At 64.1% G+C, this 18141-nt stretch carries 19 protein-coding genes and 1 riboswitch; of the genes, 4 read left to right on the forward strand and 15 right to left on the reverse strand.

Annotation, left to right across the window (positions count from 1 at the left end):
- Positions 1-2: 2 nt before the first annotated feature.
- From cobD to JQM66_RS01915, 14 genes are read right to left on the reverse strand one after another with little or no spacing between them, the layout of a single operon-like run.
- A complete protein-coding gene (cobD, locus tag JQM66_RS01850) occupies positions 3-1055 on the reverse strand; it encodes a threonine-phosphate decarboxylase CobD (protein WP_235228108.1) in 1053 nt (350 codons plus the stop codon).
- A gap of 16 nt (positions 1056-1071) precedes the next feature.
- Entirely contained in the window at positions 1072-2025 is a 954-nt protein-coding gene (gene cbiB, locus JQM66_RS01855) for an adenosylcobinamide-phosphate synthase CbiB (protein ID WP_235228109.1), read from the reverse strand.
- A gap of 26 nt (positions 2026-2051) precedes the next feature.
- Positions 2052-3110, reverse strand: coding sequence for a nicotinate-nucleotide--dimethylbenzimidazole phosphoribosyltransferase (gene cobT, locus JQM66_RS01860; protein ID WP_235228110.1), 1059 nt, complete (start codon positions 3108-3110; stop codon positions 2052-2054).
- A 12-nt stretch (positions 3111-3122) separates the two neighbouring features.
- A complete protein-coding gene (locus JQM66_RS01865) occupies positions 3123-4481 on the reverse strand; it encodes a cobyrinate a,c-diamide synthase (protein WP_235228111.1) in 1359 nt (452 codons plus the stop codon).
- The gene (gene cbiE / locus JQM66_RS01870) at positions 4478-5677 is read right to left on the reverse strand and encodes a precorrin-6y C5,15-methyltransferase (decarboxylating) subunit CbiE (protein WP_235228112.1); all 1200 of its coding nucleotides are present in this window, start codon (positions 5675-5677) and stop codon (positions 4478-4480) included. Before cbiE ends, JQM66_RS01865 begins: the two co-directional genes overlap by 4 nt.
- Positions 5674-6420 (reverse strand): precorrin-6A reductase, encoded by a 747-nt coding sequence (gene cobK, locus JQM66_RS01875; RefSeq protein WP_235228113.1) that lies wholly within the window; start codon positions 6418-6420, stop codon positions 5674-5676. Before cobK ends, cbiE begins: the two co-directional genes overlap by 4 nt.
- Positions 6417-7148 (reverse strand): precorrin-3B C(17)-methyltransferase, encoded by a 732-nt coding sequence (gene cobJ, locus JQM66_RS01880; protein ID WP_235228114.1) that lies wholly within the window; start codon positions 7146-7148, stop codon positions 6417-6419. Before cobJ ends, cobK begins: the two co-directional genes overlap by 4 nt.
- A gap of 9 nt (positions 7149-7157) precedes the next feature.
- Positions 7158-8171: a cobalt-precorrin 5A hydrolase gene (locus JQM66_RS01885; RefSeq protein ID WP_235228115.1), complete on the reverse strand. Its 1014-nt coding sequence runs from the start codon at positions 8169-8171 to the stop codon at positions 7158-7160.
- Positions 8168-8923, reverse strand: coding sequence for a precorrin-4 C(11)-methyltransferase (cobM, locus tag JQM66_RS01890; RefSeq protein WP_235228116.1), 756 nt, complete (start codon positions 8921-8923; stop codon positions 8168-8170). The genes JQM66_RS01885 and cobM overlap by 4 nt, the downstream gene beginning before the upstream one ends.
- 33 nt (positions 8924-8956) lie before the next feature.
- Positions 8957-10090, reverse strand: a complete 1134-nt coding sequence (gene cbiD, locus JQM66_RS01895; protein ID WP_235228117.1) for a cobalt-precorrin-5B (C(1))-methyltransferase CbiD — start codon at positions 10088-10090, stop codon at positions 8957-8959.
- Between the two features lie 24 nt (positions 10091-10114).
- Positions 10115-10939, reverse strand: a complete 825-nt coding sequence (locus JQM66_RS01900; RefSeq protein WP_235228118.1) for an energy-coupling factor ABC transporter ATP-binding protein — start codon at positions 10937-10939, stop codon at positions 10115-10117.
- Entirely contained in the window at positions 10936-11757 is an 822-nt protein-coding gene (gene cbiQ, locus JQM66_RS01905) for a cobalt ECF transporter T component CbiQ (protein ID WP_235228119.1), read from the reverse strand. The genes JQM66_RS01900 and cbiQ overlap by 4 nt, the downstream gene beginning before the upstream one ends.
- A complete protein-coding gene (locus JQM66_RS01910) occupies positions 11757-12059 on the reverse strand; it encodes an energy-coupling factor ABC transporter substrate-binding protein (protein ID WP_235228120.1) in 303 nt (100 codons plus the stop codon). The genes cbiQ and JQM66_RS01910 overlap by 1 nt, the downstream gene beginning before the upstream one ends.
- Positions 12056-12823 carry an energy-coupling factor ABC transporter permease gene (locus tag JQM66_RS01915; protein ID WP_235228121.1) on the reverse strand — a complete coding sequence of 256 codons (768 nt, stop codon included), beginning with the start codon at positions 12821-12823 and terminating at the stop codon, positions 12056-12058. Before JQM66_RS01915 ends, JQM66_RS01910 begins: the two co-directional genes overlap by 4 nt.
- A gap of 95 nt (positions 12824-12918) precedes the next feature.
- A riboswitch (cobalamin riboswitch) is annotated at positions 12919-13096 on the reverse strand.
- Positions 13097-13249: 153 nt separating this feature from the next.
- On the opposite strand from JQM66_RS01915, the gene JQM66_RS01920 reads away from it, so the two are divergent.
- Complete coding sequence (locus JQM66_RS01920) at positions 13250-15028, forward strand: ABC-F family ATP-binding cassette domain-containing protein (protein WP_235228122.1); 1779 nt, start codon at positions 13250-13252, stop codon at positions 15026-15028.
- 37 nt (positions 15029-15065) lie between these two features.
- Here the strand turns inward: JQM66_RS01920 and JQM66_RS01925 are convergent, their stop codons facing one another.
- A complete protein-coding gene (locus JQM66_RS01925) occupies positions 15066-15893 on the reverse strand; it encodes a TrmH family RNA methyltransferase (RefSeq protein WP_235228123.1) in 828 nt (275 codons plus the stop codon).
- Positions 15894-16007: 114 nt separating this feature from the next.
- Here JQM66_RS01925 and JQM66_RS01930 point away from each other — a divergent pair, with 114 nt between their 5' ends.
- The 3 genes from JQM66_RS01930 (at position 16008) to JQM66_RS01940 (ending at position 18141) form a co-directional block, all read left to right on the forward strand.
- Positions 16008-16934, forward strand: a complete 927-nt coding sequence (locus JQM66_RS01930) for an RluA family pseudouridine synthase (RefSeq protein ID WP_235228124.1) — start codon at positions 16008-16010, stop codon at positions 16932-16934.
- Between the two features lie 21 nt (positions 16935-16955).
- A complete protein-coding gene (locus JQM66_RS01935; RefSeq protein ID WP_235228125.1) occupies positions 16956-17240 on the forward strand; it encodes a putative quinol monooxygenase in 285 nt (94 codons plus the stop codon).
- 118 nt (positions 17241-17358) lie between these two features.
- Positions 17359-18141, forward strand: a complete 783-nt coding sequence (locus tag JQM66_RS01940; RefSeq protein ID WP_235228126.1) for a sulfite exporter TauE/SafE family protein — start codon at positions 17359-17361, stop codon at positions 18139-18141.

Below are 18141 nucleotides of genomic sequence, written 5' to 3' on the forward strand. Positions count from 1 at the left end.
GGTCATCCCTCCAGTTCCGCGCCCAGAATGCGCAGGAATCGATCATTGTTCTCCGCCTGTCCCACAGCCACCCGGTACCAGTCCGGTCCCAGGCCGCGATAGTTGGCGCAGCTGCGTAGCAGTACGCCCCGCCGCAGCAGCCGTTCCTTTAAGTCTGCTACACCCGTCAGGCGGAACAGCAGATAGTTGGCAGCACCGGGGATTACCTGGCAGCCCAGCCGGGTCAAGCCCTCTGTCAGCAGGGGCCGCTGGGCGTCCAGCAGCTTCCGCCCCTCCGTCGGCCACTCCGGCAGTTCACAGCAGGCAAGGCCCGCCGCCTGAGCAGGGCCGGAGACGTTCCAGCAGGGGCCCCAGGCCATCAGCCGCTCCACCAGCTCCGGGGCGCCGAGACCGTAGCCCAGCCGCAGGCCGGGGATGGCGTAGGTCTTGGTGAAGGCCCGCAGCAAAAAGAGTTCCGGATAGTCCGCCAGATACGGCGCCATGCCACGTCCCTCCCGGGCCAGGGGCAGGAAGCACTCGTCCACCATCAGCACCGCTCCGATCTCCCGGCAGCGGTCCAGGACCCGCAGCAGCAGGTCCTCCGATACCAGCCGTCCCGTGGGATTGTTGGGGCTGCAGAGGACCACCAGCTCTACCGGCGGCTGGATATCCGCCAGGATGGCCTCCGTCACATCAAAGTTCTCCTCCTGCCGGAGCACATGGAACCGGCAGTCACAGCCCACCTGTACCAAAGCCCCCTCGTACTCCGAGAAAGTGGGGGCCGTCAGCAGGGCGGCCTTAGGCCGCAGGGCCATGGCCAGGCGGAAGATCACCTCCGCCGCTCCGTTGCCGCAGAAGATCTGCTCCGGAGAAACCCCGTCCTTTTTGGCAATGGCCTGCCGCAGATCCCGGCACAGGGGGTCCGGATACGCCTTGACATGCTCCAAAGCGTCCCGGGCCGCTTCCATCACCTGGGGCGGCGGTCCCATGGGATGGAGATTGACCGACAGGTCCAGGATCTCTCCCGAACAGATATTCCGGGCGGAGACCAGATCTCCGCCATGCTCCAAAGTCATAGCATCCTCCAAACAGTCAGAAAAGCAGCAGCGGTATGATATCAAACAGCACCAGTGCCAGCACCGAGGTCATCAGCGCCAGATCGTTGGCCCGCTTCACATCCTCCCGGCAGATGGGCCGCACCGGGTCACCAATGGTGGGCTTTTCCACCGGCTTGCCGAAATACAGGTGCGTTCCGCCCAGCTGCAGCCCCAATGCCCCGGCACAGGCGGCCTCGGTGTGGGCGGAATTGGGAGACTTGTGGTTCTTCCGGTCCCGGAAAAAGATACGGAATGCGTTCTTTCCGTCAAAGCCCAGATATGCCGCCAGGCACATGAGCAGTCCTGCGATACGGGCGGGCAGAAAGTTACAGACATCGTCCAGCAGCGCCGCCGCCCGGCCAAAGTACCGATATTTGTCATTTTGATAGCCCACCATGGAGTCCATGGTGTTCACCGCTTTGTAGCACATGCCGCCCACCGGGCCCAGCAGGGCCGCCCAAAGCAGCGGCGCCAGAATGCCGTCGGCGGCGTTTTCCGCCACGGTCTCCACATCGGCGGCCAGCACCTCTTCCTCCGTCAGCTGGTCCGTGTCCCGGCCCACCACCATGGAAACTGCTCTGCGGCCATCCTCCAGAGAACCCCGCTCCAGGGCGCGGACCACCTTCATGGTCTCCGTCCGCAGGGACTTGGCGGCCAGGATCTGCCAGCAGATCACCACCTCCAGCACGGCTCGCAGCGCCGGATGGACCAGGCCTGCCGCCCACAGCACCAGCCCCGTGGCAAGGCCCGTCAGGCCCACCACCAGGAGCACCAGGCAGACGCCTGCATGAAGTTCGCCCCGCTCGGTTTTGGGAAATACGGCCCGCAGGGGCGGCTCCAGCTTTCCGATCAGCCAGCCCATTCCCTGGACGGGGTGGGGCAGACAGCGGGGGTCTCCCACCACCAGGTCCACACAAAAGCCCAGCAGCAAGGCAAGAAAGTGGTTCATGGTCTCACTCCAATCAAAGGTCAGGTTCAACTCTGGGGCGTATAGGCCTCGATCTGCAGGTCATCAAAGGTGTCGCCGTTATACACTGCCATGGCCATGTCCAGAATGGGCATGACGGCCACAGCGCCGGTCCCCTCTCCCAGACGCATCCCCGCATGGAGGATGGGCTTCACTCCCAGGGCATTCAACACCGGCTGGGCGGCAGGCTCACCGGACAGGTGGCTCGCCAGCATATAGTCCCTGGCCGCCGGGCACAGGGAGGCCGCGCACATGGCCGCCGCCGCGGAGATCAGTCCGTCGATCAGCACCGGCACATGATACAGGGCACCGCCCAGGAACACGCCGCACAGGCCCGCCAGGTCATAGCCGCCCACCTTGCTCAGCACATCCAGACCGTCCGCCGAGTCGGGCCGGTGGCGCTGGATGGCCGTCTCGATGGCCCGGACCTTCCGCTCCAGTCCGGCGTCGGAGAGTCCCGCTCCCCGGCCTGTCATCTCTGCCGGGCTGCGGTTCAGCAGCACAGATAGGACCGCCGCGGAGGTGGTGGTGTTGCCGATGCCCATTTCGCCGGTGGCAAAGAGCCGGACACCCTTGTCATAGAGGGTCTGGACCGTTTCCACGCCCACCAGGATGGCCTGCTCTGCTTCCTCCCGGGTCATGGCGGGTTCTTTCACAAAATTCCGGGTGCCGCCCCGGCGGATGCACTTCTGAGCGATGCCGGGCAGGTCCACAGCGTTGGCCATACCGATATCCACGGGATAAATCTCCGCTCCCGCCACCCGGGCCATCTTGCACACGCTGGACTGGCGGCGGGCCATGTTGGCGGCCACGATGGCCGTCACCTCCTGGCCGGTCTGGGTGACGCCCTCGGCTACCACGCCGTTGTCGGCGCACATGATCACCACGGCCTTCCGGGCAATGTCAAAATCCGCCGTGCCGAACATACCGGCCATGCGAACTACCATATCCTCCAGCGTTCCCAGGGAACCCAGGGGCTTTCCCACACCATTCCACTTCTTCTGAGATGCCACCATGGCCTCCCGGCTGGCGGGGGCGATCTCTGAAATCACTTGCTGCAGGTCCATATCGATACTCCTTTATGTTTCCGCACCGAAGGCCAGCGCCGCTTCCAAAAAGCGCCGCGCCGTCTCCGGCTTTGAGGCAAGATGAAAATGGGGGAATCCGGCGTACAGGCTGTCCGTCCCCACACCGGCCTGCCACTGGCGGGCCGACTGGGGCTTCCTGGCCGTGAAATCCGTACCGGGGGCCGTGCTGTCCCAGTAGTGGAACTCGTGGGCGGGCATGGTCTCTCCCTGCCGGAAGAGCAGGCTGTCCTTCTCTGCCGTCAGCGTCACATAGCCAAACCGGCTCAGCTTCCCCGTGGGGTAGGCTTCCGCATCCAGCACCCCGGCCATGGGCCAGGGCATACCCGACGCATCCTGCAGGGTCTTGTGCAGATACAGGAAGCCGCCGCACTCCGCGATGGTGGGAAGGCCGCCCGTCACGGCATCCAGTACAGACTGCCGCATCTCTGCGTTTTCCGAAAGCTGCTCTGCGTAAAGCTCCGGATAGCCGCCTCCCAGATAGAGGCCCTGGATATGCGCCGGCAGTTCCCCATCCTCCAGGGGAGAAAACTCCACCAGCTCCGCACCCAGGTCCCGCAGGACCTGGAGGGAAGCCTCATAGTAAAAGCAAAAGGCCTTGTCCCGGGCCACGGCAATCCGGGGCCGTCCCGCCACCGGCACCAGGGACAGGGGTTCCGCCTTCAGCGGCGGCGCTTTGCGGGCCAGTTCCAGCAGGCCGTCCAGGTCCACAGACTGTTCCGCCTGGTCCGCCATCCGGTCCAGCTTCTGCTGCAGGTCGTCGATCTCCGCCGCCGTCACCAGTCCCAGGTGGCGGCTCTCAATGGCGCAATCATCCATCACCGGCAGATATCCCAGCACCGGCAATCTTGTCTCCCGGGAGATGGTCTCCGCCAGACGGGGATACAGCATAGGGGACACCCGGTTCAAGATCACACCTGCGATTCGGCTGGGCTGCCGGAAGCTCTGAAAGCCCCGGACCTCCGCCGCGGCGGAAAGGGCCCGTCCCCTGCCGTCCACCACCAGCACCGCCGGGGTCTCCGTGGCAGAGGCCAGGTCGTAGGCAGAGGCGTCTGTCCCCATGGAAATGCCGTCGTAATACCCCATGGCCCCTTCCAACACCGTCACGTCCGCCTGGGCGGCACACCGGGCCAGCAGGCTCCGGGCCGTGGCGTGGGAGAAGAAAAACAGGTCCAGGTTACAGCTCTGGGCCCCCAGGACCCGGCTGTGGAACATGGGGTCGATGTAGTCCGGGCCGGACTTGCAGGCCATGGGCCGCAGTCCCCGCCGGAGCAATGCCCGCAGCACGGCGCAGATGACCGTGGTCTTGCCGCCGCCGGAGGCCGGGGCACAGAACATCAGCCGGGGCGTCATGGCCGCCCCTCCCCGGAGAGGATCCAGACAGGGTTCTGGCCCATCATCATATGATACCAGCCCTGATTTCTGGCCTGCGCCGCTGAGATCTGTGTCACGTCTACATTCGTCAGGCCGAACCGCTTCATGCAGTCCAGTCCGTCGGTGAGACTTTCCAGGCTGACCGCCGTCAGGCAGATGCGGGCAGCCGGATTCTTTTCCAGGGCCACCCGGAAGATGTTCGCCATGGAGCCCGAGGAGCCGCCGATGAACACGCACTCCGGCTTGGGCAGGTCCGCCAGGGCGGCAGGGGCCTCGCCCTCCACCACCCGCAGGTTCCACAGGCCCAGAGCCTCCCGGTTCTGCCGGATCAGGTCCAGGGCTTCCACTTCCTTTTCCACAGCCCAGACCTGGCCCTGCCAGGCCGCCATGGCACAGGCGGCGGACACGGAGCCGGTACCGGCTCCCACGTCCCACACCACGCTGTCCGGCCGGACCGCCATGCGGGCCACCGCCAGCAGGCGGATGTTCTCCTTGGTCATGGGGGTCTTGCCCCGGATCAATTGGTCATCCCACAGGCAGGGGACCCCCGCCTGCCAGCCGATGGGGGCGGGATTCTCCGCCAGCACCACCGTCAGATCGTCAAATTGTTCTCCCGTCAGTTCTTCCGCCGTGCCGGAGACGATGCGCTCCTGCGGATAAGACAGTCGCTGGCCCACATGGACCCGCACCTGTCCAAGGCCCGCCTCCGTCAGCTGGGTGCACAGGTCCGCCGCCGTACAGGTCCTGCCGGTCAGCAGGAAGGTTTTGGCGTGGGACTGGATCTCCCCCACGGCGTTGGCCTCCCGGCCATGGACTGACACCAGCCGGGCGTCCTGCCAAGAGATGTGCAGTTTCGCGCAGAAGTAGTTCAAAGAAGAGATTCCGGGGATGGTCTCCACAGTCACGTCCTCCAGCAGTCCGTAGAGCCTGGCGGCGCCGCTGTAAAAGCCCGGGTCGCCGGACAGCAGCACGGCGCTGTCGCCGTCAAAGGCACGCACCGCCGCCGCGATCTCCTCTGCCCGGATCAGGGCCAGCTTCTTTCCCGGATGGTCCGGGAAAGCCTCCAGCATCCGCCGGGCGCCGATCAGCTGGCCGCAGGCCTCGATCCGCCGGGCCGCGCCCAGGGTCAGGGTCTCCGGGTTTCCCATACCGATGCCGATGAGATAACAGGTCATAGCGTCCCTCCGGTAAATTTCTTCAGTAGTTCTTCCAGCTCCAGGCCCGTCTCCTGAACAGGCCGCCGGATCACCAGCAGCTTCGCCCCAGCCTCCCGGGCCGCTGCAGCCTTTTCTCCAAAGCCGCCGGGACGGCCCGTATCCTTGGTCACCAGGACCTTGCCATCCATGACCCGCAGGGTGGCGGCGTTCATCTCCTGGGAAAAGGGGCCCTGCATGCAGATGATGTGAGCCGCGGGATACCCCAGGTCCAGAGCGGCCCGCAGGCTGTCCAGGCTGGGCAGCACCCGGACCCAGATGCGCTCCGCAAAACCGGGCACCTGGGCAAAGGTAGCCAGGTCCTTGCTGCCGGTGGTCAGCAGCACATTGCCCGGCAGGTCCGCCAGCAGTTCCGCCGCATGGACGGGGCTGTCAGCCCAGAGAACATCCTCCGCTTCCTCCCGGGGCCGCACCAGCCGCTCACAGGGCACACCCGCCCTCTGGGCCGCCGTCCGGATGCTGACGCTGACCTGGGCGGCATAGGGATGGGTGGCGTCCACCACCCAGTCGTAACCGTCCGCCATCTCCGCCGCCATGGCGTCCTGGCTCATACGGCCCATCCGTACCGTCAGATTGGGCTGGGGCTCCAGCACGTCCCGGCCGTAATCCGTAGCCACGCAGCAGGTCACCAGATGGCCCGCATCCGCCAGCCGCCGGGCCAGGGTGTGGCCCTCCGCCGTGCCGCCAAACAACAGAATTTTCATCGCTGCAAATACCCCCGGGGCGTCACCAGCCGTCCGCCGATGACCTGGGTCTGGCTGTTGCCCACAAAGACAGTGGTGAACATGTCCACCTGGGCCTCCCGCAGCTCCGCCAGGGTGAGAATGGTGCAAGCTTGGCCCTCCCGTCCGATCTGGCTCACATAGCCGCAGGGGGTCTCGGGGGCCTTGGCCTCCAGCAGGATGTCGCAGGCCTTCTGCAGGTAATCTCTCCGCTTGTGGCTGGAGGGGTTATACAGGCACAGGACGAAGTCCGCCTGGGCCGCCGCCCGGAGGCGGGCCTCGATCTTCTCCCAGGGGGTCATCAGGTCCGACAGGGAGACCAGGCAGAAGTCGTGCATCAGCGGTGCGCCCAGGACAGCCGCTCCGCCGCAGGCCGCCGTGATACCGGGGATCACCTCCAGCTCCACCTGGGGCCACTGGGGGGACAGCTCATAGCAAAGGCCCGCCATGCCGTAGACGCCGGGGTCCCCGGAGCAGACCATGGCCACGGTCTTGCCGGTGTCCGCCAGTTCCAGGGCCATCTTGCACCGCTCCGTCTCCTTCCGCATGGGGGTGGAGCGCAGTTCTTTATGGGAATAGGCCTCCCGGATCAGGTCGATATAGACCGTGTAGCCCACGATCACATCGGAGGCCTCCAGGGCCTCCGCCGCCCGGACCGTCAGGTCCCGGCCGCCGCCGGGGCCCAGGCCGATGATATATAATCTCTTCATGGGTTCCTCCTATTTCTCCCAGGACAGATGGACCGGGCCCATAGCCGCGGCAAAGGTCACGCCCTGGCAGACGGTTTTGGGAATCACGATGTGCCCGCCCGCCCGCTGGGCGGCCCGCTGGCACACATTGTCCACGCCGGTGGTCTTTTCCACAAAGGCGGAGGGGGGAAAGTCCCCCATCTCGGCGGCCAGCTCTTGGGCTGTAAAAAAGGTGATGGGCCAGTCGTGGGCCTGGGCCAATGCCAGCAGTCCCGGCTCGTCCCGCTTCAGATCAATGGTGGCAAGTCCCCGGACCGCTTCTGCCGGAATGGCCGCCCGATCCAGGAATTCCTCCAGCGCTGCTTCCAGCACCGCCTGCGTCGTGCCCCGGCGGCAGCCGATGCCCAGAGTCACGGCTCCGGGCACCAGATGCAGGGTTTGGGCAAAGGGCCGCTCCGCCGTGGTGGGACCGATGCAGATGCCGGTCTCCGCCATCTCCGCTCCCAGCCCCTGGGGCATGGTCCCGGAAATAGGCCAGACGGATCGAACGCCCACCGGCTTGCCCTCCAGCAGGGCCGCCGATACCGCCTTGGCCGCCGCCCGGCCGCACAGCACCAGGTCCTGTTCTCTGGCCCACTGGTCCACAGCGAACAGGCCGTTGACATCCGTGGCGGTGGAGACCGCTGCCTGTCCGCCAGTTATCACTGCCACACGGCGGGCCAGGTCGTTGGCGCCGCCCACATGGCCAGAGAGGAGCGGCACCGCAAACCGTCCCGCCTCGTCCACGGACACCACGGCGGGGTCGTAAAACTTGTCCTTCACAAAGGGGGCGATGGCCCGAACGGCAATGCCCGCCGCCGAGACGAACACCAGGGCCTCGCTGTCAGCAAACCGACCTTCCGCCCAGTCCTGCAGTTTCCCGCAGGCAGGCAACCCTGTCTCCGGCGCCAGCCGGTCCGTGGTCCACAGCCGTCCACCCAACTCTTCCGCCAGACGCTCCCCCAGCAGGCAGCCCCGGCGGGTAAAGGCGATCAGGGCGATCACTTGGAAGCCTCCCGGCAGCCATGAGAGAAGCCCGGATCATACAGCAGGGAGCGGTCATACCGGTCCCCCAGGAAGCCGCCCACGGTGACGAGGGCCGTCTTGGTGATGTGGTTCTCCCGGGCGGTCTGGGCCAGGGTGGACACCGTACAGCGGAACACCTTCTCGTCGGGCCAAGTGGCCTTGTAGACGATGGCCGCCGGGGTATCCGGGCTGTAACCGCCCTCCATCAGGTCCTGCTGGGCCTTTTCCAGCAAACTGGAGGACAGGAACAGCACCATGGTGCTGCCGTGGGCGGCCAGCTTTTTCAACTGCTCCCGCTCGGGGACCGGCGTGCGGCCCTCCGCCCGGGTGATGATGACCGTCTGGCTCACATTGGGCAGGGTGTACTCCGCCTTCAACGCCGCCGCGGCGCCGCAGAAGGAGGAGACACCGGGTGTCACGTCATAGGCATAGCCCCGGGCTTCCAGAGCGTCCATCTGCTCCCGGATGGCGCCGTAGATGGAGGGGTCACCGGTGTGCAGGCGGACGGTAGTCTTGCCCGCCGCCTCCGCCCGGTCCATGACCGCCAGAACTTCCTCCAGGGTCATGGAAGCGGAATCGTGGATCTTGCAGTCCGCCCGACAGTTTTTCAGCAGGGCGGGATTCACCAGGGAACCAGCGTAGATCACCACGTCCGCCTCCGCCAGATATCTTGCGCCCCGCAGGGTGATCAGGTCCTCCGCACCGGAACCGGCGCCAACAAAATGGATCATAGAAACCTCCTGAATCAGGTTGAACTTTCAAAGTCAAAGATATTCTATCCTGTGCTTTTCCAACAGCTCCGCCGCGCCGTCCGTCATGGCGCTGAGGCCGACGGCCTGGGAAAAGAGGATGGCCTGGGTGTTCATGGCCCCCGTCCGGTGCCGCAGGTTCTCTCCCACGGCCCGGGCGATGGAGTCCAGTACCGTCTCAGCCAGACCCGCCTGGGTCAGCAGCTCCAGGGCGGCGTCGGTGGTGACAGCTTCATAAAGTTTTTTCAGCAGGGGCCCAGACCCGCCGCACAGGGCGGCGTGGGTCACAAAGACCTCCCGGCGGCCGTCGGCGGTGCGGGAATGGGTGTCCATGACTCCGGCGGCCAGCTTGCACAGCTTGCCGATATGGCCCACCAGCAGCACTGAGGAAAAGCCCAGGTTCACCGCATGGTCCAGGGCTTCCCCGATGAAGTTGGAGCACTGGACCGCCCGGCCCATGTCCAGTCCCAGCTGGTGGGCTGCAAAATCCGCCCCGTAGTTGCCGGGGGTCATCAGCAGATCGGTAATGCCCTCGGCCCGGTGGACCTCCATCTCCACCCGGGTGGTGTCCACCAGGGCCTGACGGCTCATGGGCCGCACGATGCCGGTGGAACCCAGGATGGAGATGCCGCCTTCGATACCCAGCCGGGGGTTGAAGGTCTTTGCGGCCAGCAGGGACCCCTCCGGCACGGAGATCACCGCCTCCAGGCCCCCCTGTTCCCCCGTCTCGTCCAACGCCTGCCGCAGTTGGTCCCTGATCATCTGCCGCGGGCCAGAATTGATGGCAGCAGCCCCTACCGGCTGGTTCAGGCCCGGTCGGGTCACCCGGCCCACGCCCTGCCCGCCGTCAATGCGGATGTCTGTTTCGGTCCTGCGGACCGTGGCTACCACCAACGCGCCGTTGGTCACGTCGCAGTCGTCACCGCCGTCCTTCCGGATACCGCAGGAGGCCCAGTCCGGCCCCCGCCGCATGTCCTCCGGCTCCAGCAGTACCGGAATGCCCGCCGGGGTCTCCACCCGGACCTGGGCCGGGAAGTCGCCCCGCAGCAGGGCTTCCGCCGCCGCCCGGGCCGCACCTGCGGCGCAGGTGCCCGTGGTATAGCCGCAGCGCAGCCGCTGCTGCCCCACAGAAATATAGTGTTCCAGCATGGACGGCTCCTTTCCTGACGCAGCTCAGCCGACGGTCTCCCGCCAGTGGGAAAACTGCTCCATGGTCATGGGATACGATGCTTCTCCGGGCCGCAGCGTCTCCGCCGCCTGCCAGAGCCAGGGCTTCCGCAGCCCCGCCTCCTCCAGCAACTCCTGCCGGGAGAAGATGGACTCCAGAGAACCGTCGGCCACCAATTTGCCCCGGGAGAACACCAGTCCCCGCCGGGCAAACCGGGCCGCGAAATCCACATCGTGGGTGCTGACCACCAGGGCGATACCCGCCCGGGTCAGCTGGTCCAGCGTCTCCTCCAACCGAGCCACATTTTCCGGGTCCAGAGACGCCGTGGGTTCATCCAGCAAGATCACATCCGGCTCCATGGCCAGGATGTCCGCAATGGTCACCCGCTTCTTCTCTCCGCCGGAGAGATATTGGGGAGAACGGTCGCCGTACTCCCCCAGGCCCATGCGGTCCAGGGCCTCAACCGTTCTGCGCTCCACCTCTTCCATAGGCAGTCCCAGGTTCATGGGGCCGAAGGACACCTCGCCCTCCACGGTGACAGCCAAAATCTGGTTCTCCGCCTCCTGGAACACGATGCCCACCCGGCGGCGCAGCTCCGTCAGGTCCTTCTTTTTCCGGGTCAGCGGTTTGCCGCCGCAGCGGATGGTGCCCTCCGAGGGCTCCAGAATGCCATTGCACAGCAGGAAGAAGGTGGATTTTCCGGCGCCGTTGCGGCCCAGCACCGTCACCCGCTCTCCCTTTTCGATGGAGACGCTCAAGTCCTCCACAGCCAGGGGACCATCGGGGTACGTATAAGAGATATGCTCCAGTTGCAGGATCGGTTCTGTCACAGGGCGATCCCCCTTTTTCGAATCAAAATCAGCAATCCCAGCAGCAGAAGATAGGCCGTCGCAGCCAGCACATGGCAAAGGCGCAGCTTGGGCGTGCGGCACAGAAAGGCCAGCCTGCCCTCGTAGCCCCTGGCCTCCATGGCGTCGTAGCAGGCGCTGCTGCGGCGGAAAGAGGAGGCCAGCAGTCCTCCGCTGATCTTCCCCGCCGTGGTCAGGGACCGCCGCCAGCCGTCATAACCCAGCCGGGCCGAAGCCGCCACGGTCATCTGCCGCTGGACCTCCAGCAGCACGAACAAATACCGGTAAATGAGATACATCAGCTCGATCATCAGCTCCGGCAGACGGCATTTCCGCAGCACCTCGATCAGCTGGGGCATGGGGGTGGAGGTGCTGAGGAAAAACAAGCAGCACACGGCGCCCATGGCCTGGAAAAACAGCGTGGCCGCCCGGTTCAGGCTCTGTGCCGTCACGCACAGCCATAGGCTGCCCAGGCGCAGCTGCCACAGGCCCATGGGGACTCTGGTGCATTCCAGCAGGATCACCAGACAGCTGACTGCCAGAAACAGAAGGGGAAGACGAAGCAGCCGCAGCAGATGGTCCAGCGGGACTTTGCCCAGCAGCCAGATGATGACCGCCATAGAGCAGGCTGCCGCCGCGCCCACAACGGCGTCGGCGGCGCCCACACACAGCACTAAACTTCCCGCGCTGAAAACCATCTTCAATCCGGGGCTGACGCCCCGGAGCCCCGAGCAGGCCGCCAGGGCGTCCAGCGTCAATATCCCTCCGGTATGCGTATGATGGTGATGTCCGTGGGCCATTATGCCGCTTCCTCGCCGCGGAACTTCTTCCTGGCTACCAGATACCCGAAGCCGAAGCCGATCACCACGGCGCCCAGCGCCGTCTGCAGGCAGAACAGCAGAGACTCCGTCTCGCCGCCGGGCAACTCCACGATGCTCTCCGCCCAAGGCTCGTAATCCGGGTCCACCTGGGCGATGAGCTCCTCCGCCGCGCCGTCGGCACCGCCGAATTCGCTGTCACGGATGGTCATCAGCGGGAAGATCAGGATCGCAGCGCAAACCAATACCAGAACCAAAATGGTCGTTACCTGTTTCTTGCTCATACCTTGGCAGCCTCCTTATTCAAAAAGCCGATCTCCCGCAGCTCGGGCTTGGCAAAGGATTCCAGCATCATGATGACGATGGCAGACAAAATGCCCTCCACGATCGCCAGAGGCACCTGGGTCAGGGCAAAGACGCCCATGAACTGCGCCATGGAGGAAAGGACTCCCTCCTGTCCCGGATGGGCCAGGGCCAGCTGGACGGAGGTGACGCAATAGGTGAACAGGTCGCCCAGGGCGCAGGCCACGCCCACGGACACCATGCGGTTCACTTTCAGCTTCTGGCAGAGCTGATACACGCCAAAGCTGACAAAGGGTCCGGCGATAGCCATGGAGAAGGTATTGGCGCCCAGGGTGGTCAGGCCGCCGTGGGCCAGCAGGATGGCCTGGAACAGCAAAACGATCATGCCCAGAACCGCCATGGGGGCAGGTCCGAACAGCACGGCCCCCAGGCCGGTGCCGGTGGGATGGCTGGAGGAACCGGTGACGCTGGGCATCTTCAGGGCGGACAGAACGAAGGCATAGGCCCCCATCATGGCCAGCAGCAGCACGGCCTTACGGTGCTGAGAAACGATTTTCTTCATAGAGAGCAGACCCCAGACTACAAAGGGAACACAGACCGCACCCCAGACGATGGCATGGCCCTGGGGAAGGAAACCCTCCATAATGTGCATGGCCCCGGCGGGAATACATAGTGCCGCCGTCAGCGGCACAGTGCAGGACACAGCCAATATCCTGCGCTCCAGTTGGGTAAATTCGGTTTTCATAAAAACCTCCTGAAATAAAAAATGAGCAGCCTTCTGGCTGCCCGACAATAGGACATTTCTGTCCGATCATCCATGGACTGAACACCGCAGCCTTGATTCAAAAAGCGACATGAGCAGGTTTCCTGGCTCCAGATCACAGCTTGGCGCGCCTTCTCAGGATCATCATCCCAATGGCATACCGCGCCTTACTCCCTGTTACAGTGACGGGTTCGCTTCGGACTTGCACCGAATTCCCTTTATCCCCTCGAGGGGACTCACGCCGATACAAGATTTGATATAATATAAATAAAATATGCCTTTTTTTGCGGTATGTCAATGACTTTCCCCTGCTTTTCCCCTCATATTGTCCCATGTGATATGGCTTGTATATGGAAAGGAACCGTGGTATATTATATTTGTTATACCGTCTGTCATCAGGAGGCTTTTATGCTGTTATCCGCGGAACATCTTTCCATCAACTTCGGCAGCCGCCAGCTGCTGGACGATGTCAATTTCTATCTGAACGAAGGGGACAAGACCGGCATCATCGGCATCAACGGCACCGGCAAATCCACCTTTCTGAAGGTCCTGGCCGGGGTCATTGAGCCGGATGCCGGAGTCATCTCCCGGAACCCCAATGTGCAGGTGAGCCTCCTGTCCCAGAACCCGGCCATGGACGATGACGCCACGGTGCTGGAGCAGGTGTTCCTCCACTTCCCCGCAGAGTTCCGGGAATTGAATGACTACGAGGCCAAGTCCATGCTGAATAAGCTGGGCATCACGGACCACAGCCAGAAGGTGGGCACCCTCTCCGGCGGCCAGCGAAAGCGGGTGGCCCTGGCGGCGGCCCTGATCCACCCGGCGGACGTGCTGGTGCTGGACGAGCCCACCAACCACCTGGACGCTGAGATGACCGCCTGGCTGGAGGACTGGCTCCGCCGGTTCAAGGGCGGCCTGGTGATGGTGACCCACGACCGCTACTTCCTGGAGCGGGTGGTGAATCACATCACGGAGCTGAGCCGTGGTAAGCTGTACCACTACGAGGCCAACTACTCCAAGTATCTGGAGCTGAAATCCCAGCGGGCGGAGATGGCGGAGGCCAGTGAGCGCAAGCGTCAGTCCATTCTGCGGGTGGAACGGGAGTGGATCATGCGGGGCTGCCGGGCCCGGACCACCAAGTCCAAAGACCGCATTGAGCGCTATGAAGCTCTGAAAAGCCAGGACGCCCCGGAGACCGACGACACGGTGCAGCTGGCGGCAGCCTCCAGCCGACTGGGCAAGAAGATCATCGAGCTGCAGGACGTATCCAAGTCCTTTGACGGCCATGCTATCATTAGTCACTTTTCCTACAACCTGCTGCGGAACGACCGCATCGGCATCGTAGGCCGCAACGGCGCGGGCAAATCCACCCTGCTGCATACCATCGCCGGGGAGCTGACTCCGGATTCCGGCACTGTGGAGATTGGCGCCACGGTGAAGATTGGTCACTTCTCCCAGGAAGGCCGGGAGCTGGACCTGAACCAGCGGGTCTACGACTTCATCCACGACATCGCCGACGAGGTGCGGACCGACGAGGGCACCTTCACCGCCAACCAGATGATGGAGCGGTTCCTGTTCCCCGGCGACTTGCAGTCCGTGCCCATCGGGCGGCTGTCCGGCGGAGAGCGGCGGCGGCTGTACCTGCTGTCGGTGCTGATGGAGGCCCCCAATGTGCTGCTGCTGGACGAACCCACCAATGACCTGGATGTCATGACCCTGTCTATTCTGGAGGACTACCTCCAGAGCTTCCCCGGCCCCATCCTGACGGTGTCCCACGACCGTTTCTTCCTGGACAAGCTGGCGGAGTCCATCTTCGAGGTCCGGGGCAATGGCGAGATCCTGCGCTACACCGGCAACTGGACGGACTGGCAGCGGAAGCGGCAGGAGGAGGAAGCCCCCGCCAGGGCGGAAAAGCCCAAAACGGCGACAGAGCGGCCCCGGGAGCGGAAGCTGAAATTCTCCTACAAGGAGCAGTTGGAGTTCGAGACCATCGACAGTGAGCTGGCCGCCCTGGAAGAGCAGATCGCGGCTTGCGAGGCAGCCCAGGCCCAGTGCGGCAGTGACTACGTGAAGCTCCAGGAGCTGCAGGCCCAGCAGGCGGAGCTGGAGGCAAAGCTGGAGGAAAAAACCGAGCGCTGGATGTATCTCACGGAACTGAAAGAGAAGATCGACGCGCAGAACGGATAATCGAATGCCGTCCCCGCACACAGGGGACGGCATTCTTTTATCTTGCTCTCAATTCCCAGAAGGCCACCGCGCTGGCAGCCGCCACATTCAGGGAGTCCACCCCGTGGGTCATGGGGATGCGGACGGTATAGTCGCAGTCCGCGATGGTGGCGGACGCCAGGCCGTCCCCCTCGGTGCCCAGGACGATGGCCAGCTTCTCCTCCACCCGGAGTTGGGGATCGTCAATGCTGACAGAATCATCCCGGAGGGCCATGGCAGCGGTTTTGAAGCCCAGTTCCCGCAGCCGCTCCAATCCCGGCTGGGGCCACGCCTCCGGTGTATCGCCGATGCGGGTCCAGGGTACCTGAAAAACCGTACCCATGCTGACCCGCACCGCCCGTCGGTACAGAGGATCACCACAGGTAGGCGTAACCAGCACGGCGTCAATGCCCAGGGCCGCAGCGGAACGGAAAATGGCCCCTATGTTGGTGGAGTCCACGATGCCCTCCAGCACGGCTACCCGCCGGGCATTGGCGCACAGGTCCTCCACCGACGGCAGCCGGGGACGCCGCATGGCGCACAGCACGCCCCGGGTCAGGGTATACCCGGTGAGATCCGCCAGCAGCTCCCGGTCCGCTGTATAAACCGGGAGCCCTTCGCACCGGACGATGATGTCCCGGCCCTGGCCCTCCAGGTGCTTCCGCTCCATCAGCAGGGAAAGGGGCTCATACCCCGCATCCAGGGCCCGCTCAATGACCTTGGGGCTCTCCGCGATGAAGATGCCCTTCTCAGTCTCCGCCCGGTTTCGCAACTGGGCCTCCGTCAGGCGGGCGAATACATCCAGTTCCGGCGCCGCCAGGTCCGTGATCTCCACAATGTTAGCCATCACGCCCTCCTTGTATTTCCACGATCATAAAATCCTGGACCCAGTTTACCACGAACCGCAGTCCTGCACAAGCGTTCCGCTATTCCCACGGTCCATCTATGCAAACGCCGATTTTTGTGCTATGCTGAAAACCGAAAGGGGGCCAAGCCTCTGGAAACCGTTTCTTACACCGTCTCCCCCCAGGAGGACGGCGCCACCGTCCGCCATATTCTGAAAGCCAAGCTGCATTTCTCTTCCCACGCCATCTCCCGTCTGACCCGGGCGGAAAACGGCATTCTGGTGAACGGGCAGCACACCCGGACCACCTTCGTTCTCCACACCGGGGACGTGGTAACGGCGGAAGCCGGGGACCACCGGCCGCCCAAGGTCCTGCCCACGCCCGGTGACTGGCCTCTGCCCATCGTGTGGGAGGACGGCTACCTGCTGGTGGTAAACAAGCCCGCCGGCATGACGGCCCACGCCTCCAACTTCCTGCCGGATACCCCCACCGTGGCAGGGGCCCTGGCCTGGAGCCGGGGCACGGACTTCATCTTCCATTCGGTGAACCGGCTGGACAAGGGCACCACCGGATTGATGGTGGTAGCCAAAAGCGGCTACGTCCACGACCTGCTGCGCCGCAGCCTTCATACGGACCGCTTCCGCCGGGAGTACCGGGCCGTCTGCTTGGGCTGTCCGGAGCCGGAGATCGGCACCATCGATGCCCCCATCGGCCGGGACGAGACCTCCACCGTGGCCCGGATGGTGCGGCCCGACGGCCTGCCCGCCGTGTCCCACTACGAGGTGCTGTCCAAACGAGGAGGCTTGTCCCTGGTGAAGCTGCTCCCGGAGACGGGACGCACCCACCAGCTGCGGGTCCATATGGCCTCCATCGGCCACCCCCTGGCGGGGGACTGGCTCTACGGCACCGAGGACCCGGCCCTGATTCCCCGTCCCGCTCTTCATTCCTATGCCCTGACCCTGACCCACCCCGTCACCGGGGAGGTACTGCGCCTGACGGCCCCCCTCCCGGAGGACATGGCTCAACTGGTACCGGAACCCTAAACTACAAAAAGGAGTTTTGTTATGTTAACTTGGAATGTCACCTATCACTGCAAGCCCGGTCAGCGGGAAGACTTCTACCACGCTCTGTGCGATCTGGGCGTCCGGGAAAACTCCATCCACGAGGAGGGCAATCTGAAATACGATTACTTCTTTGCCGCCGAGGCGCCGGATGACCTGCTGCTGGTGGAGACCTGGACGGAGCAGCGTTTACAGGACGCCCATTGCAGCACGGAGATCTTTGCCCAACTGCAGGCTTTGAAGGCCCGGTACTGCGACTCCGTCAGCATCGACAAGTTCAACTACTGAATCAGAGCTGTCGGCGCCGTCTCCCCTGTTCCCGTCGGCGATTGACCCCATCCCCAAACTCTGCTATGATAATGCAAGCGTTATGAACTGTCATTCTATCTGAAAAGAGGTCCTTCCCATGGGCGTTCTCATTTTTATCATCTGTCTGGCCGCCTCCGTCATCGGCGGCATCTGCGGCATCGGCGGCGGCGTCATCATCAAGCCGGTGCTGGACGCCATGAACATCATGAGCGTCAGCGCCATCAGCTTCCTGTCCGGCCTGACAGTGCTGTCCATGTCCGTCATCTCCGTCTTCCGTCAGCGGAAGGCCCATCTGGTGGAGCTGCGGACCGGCAGCCTGCTGGCCATAGGCGCCGTGGTGGGCGGCATCGTGGGCAACGCCCTGTTCCAGGCGGTGAAGGCCGCCGCGGGCCAGGACGATCTGGTGGGCATGGTGCAGGCCATCGTGCTGGCCATTGTGACCCTGCTGACTCTGGTATACAGCGCCTTCCTCCGCCAGCGCATCCCCTCCTATCAGGTGAAGAATCCCGTGGCCTGCGCCGCCATCGGCGGCGTCATGGGCATCCTCTCCTCCTTCCTGGGAATCGGCGGCGGGCCCATCAACCTGGCAGTGCTGTACTTCGCATTTTCCATGGACACCAAGAAGGCCGCTGCCAACTCCCTGTACATCATTATGTTCTCCCAGCTCGCCAGCTTCCTGACCTCCTGCGTCAAGGGCACCATCCCGGAGTTCCCCTGGGCCTACTTGCTGCTGATGGTCCCGGCGGGGGTGCTGGGCGGCATCATCGGCTCCAAGGTCAACAGAAAGATCTCCGCCGCCACCACGGACAAGCTGTTTGCCGGCCTGCTGTGCCTTATCATCGCCATCTGCATCTACAACGCCTGCCGCTTCGCGGGCTGA

This window comes from Oscillibacter valericigenes (genome assembly GCF_021531915.1).
GTDB lineage: Bacteria > Bacillota > Clostridia > Oscillospirales > Oscillospiraceae > Oscillibacter > Oscillibacter valericigenes_A.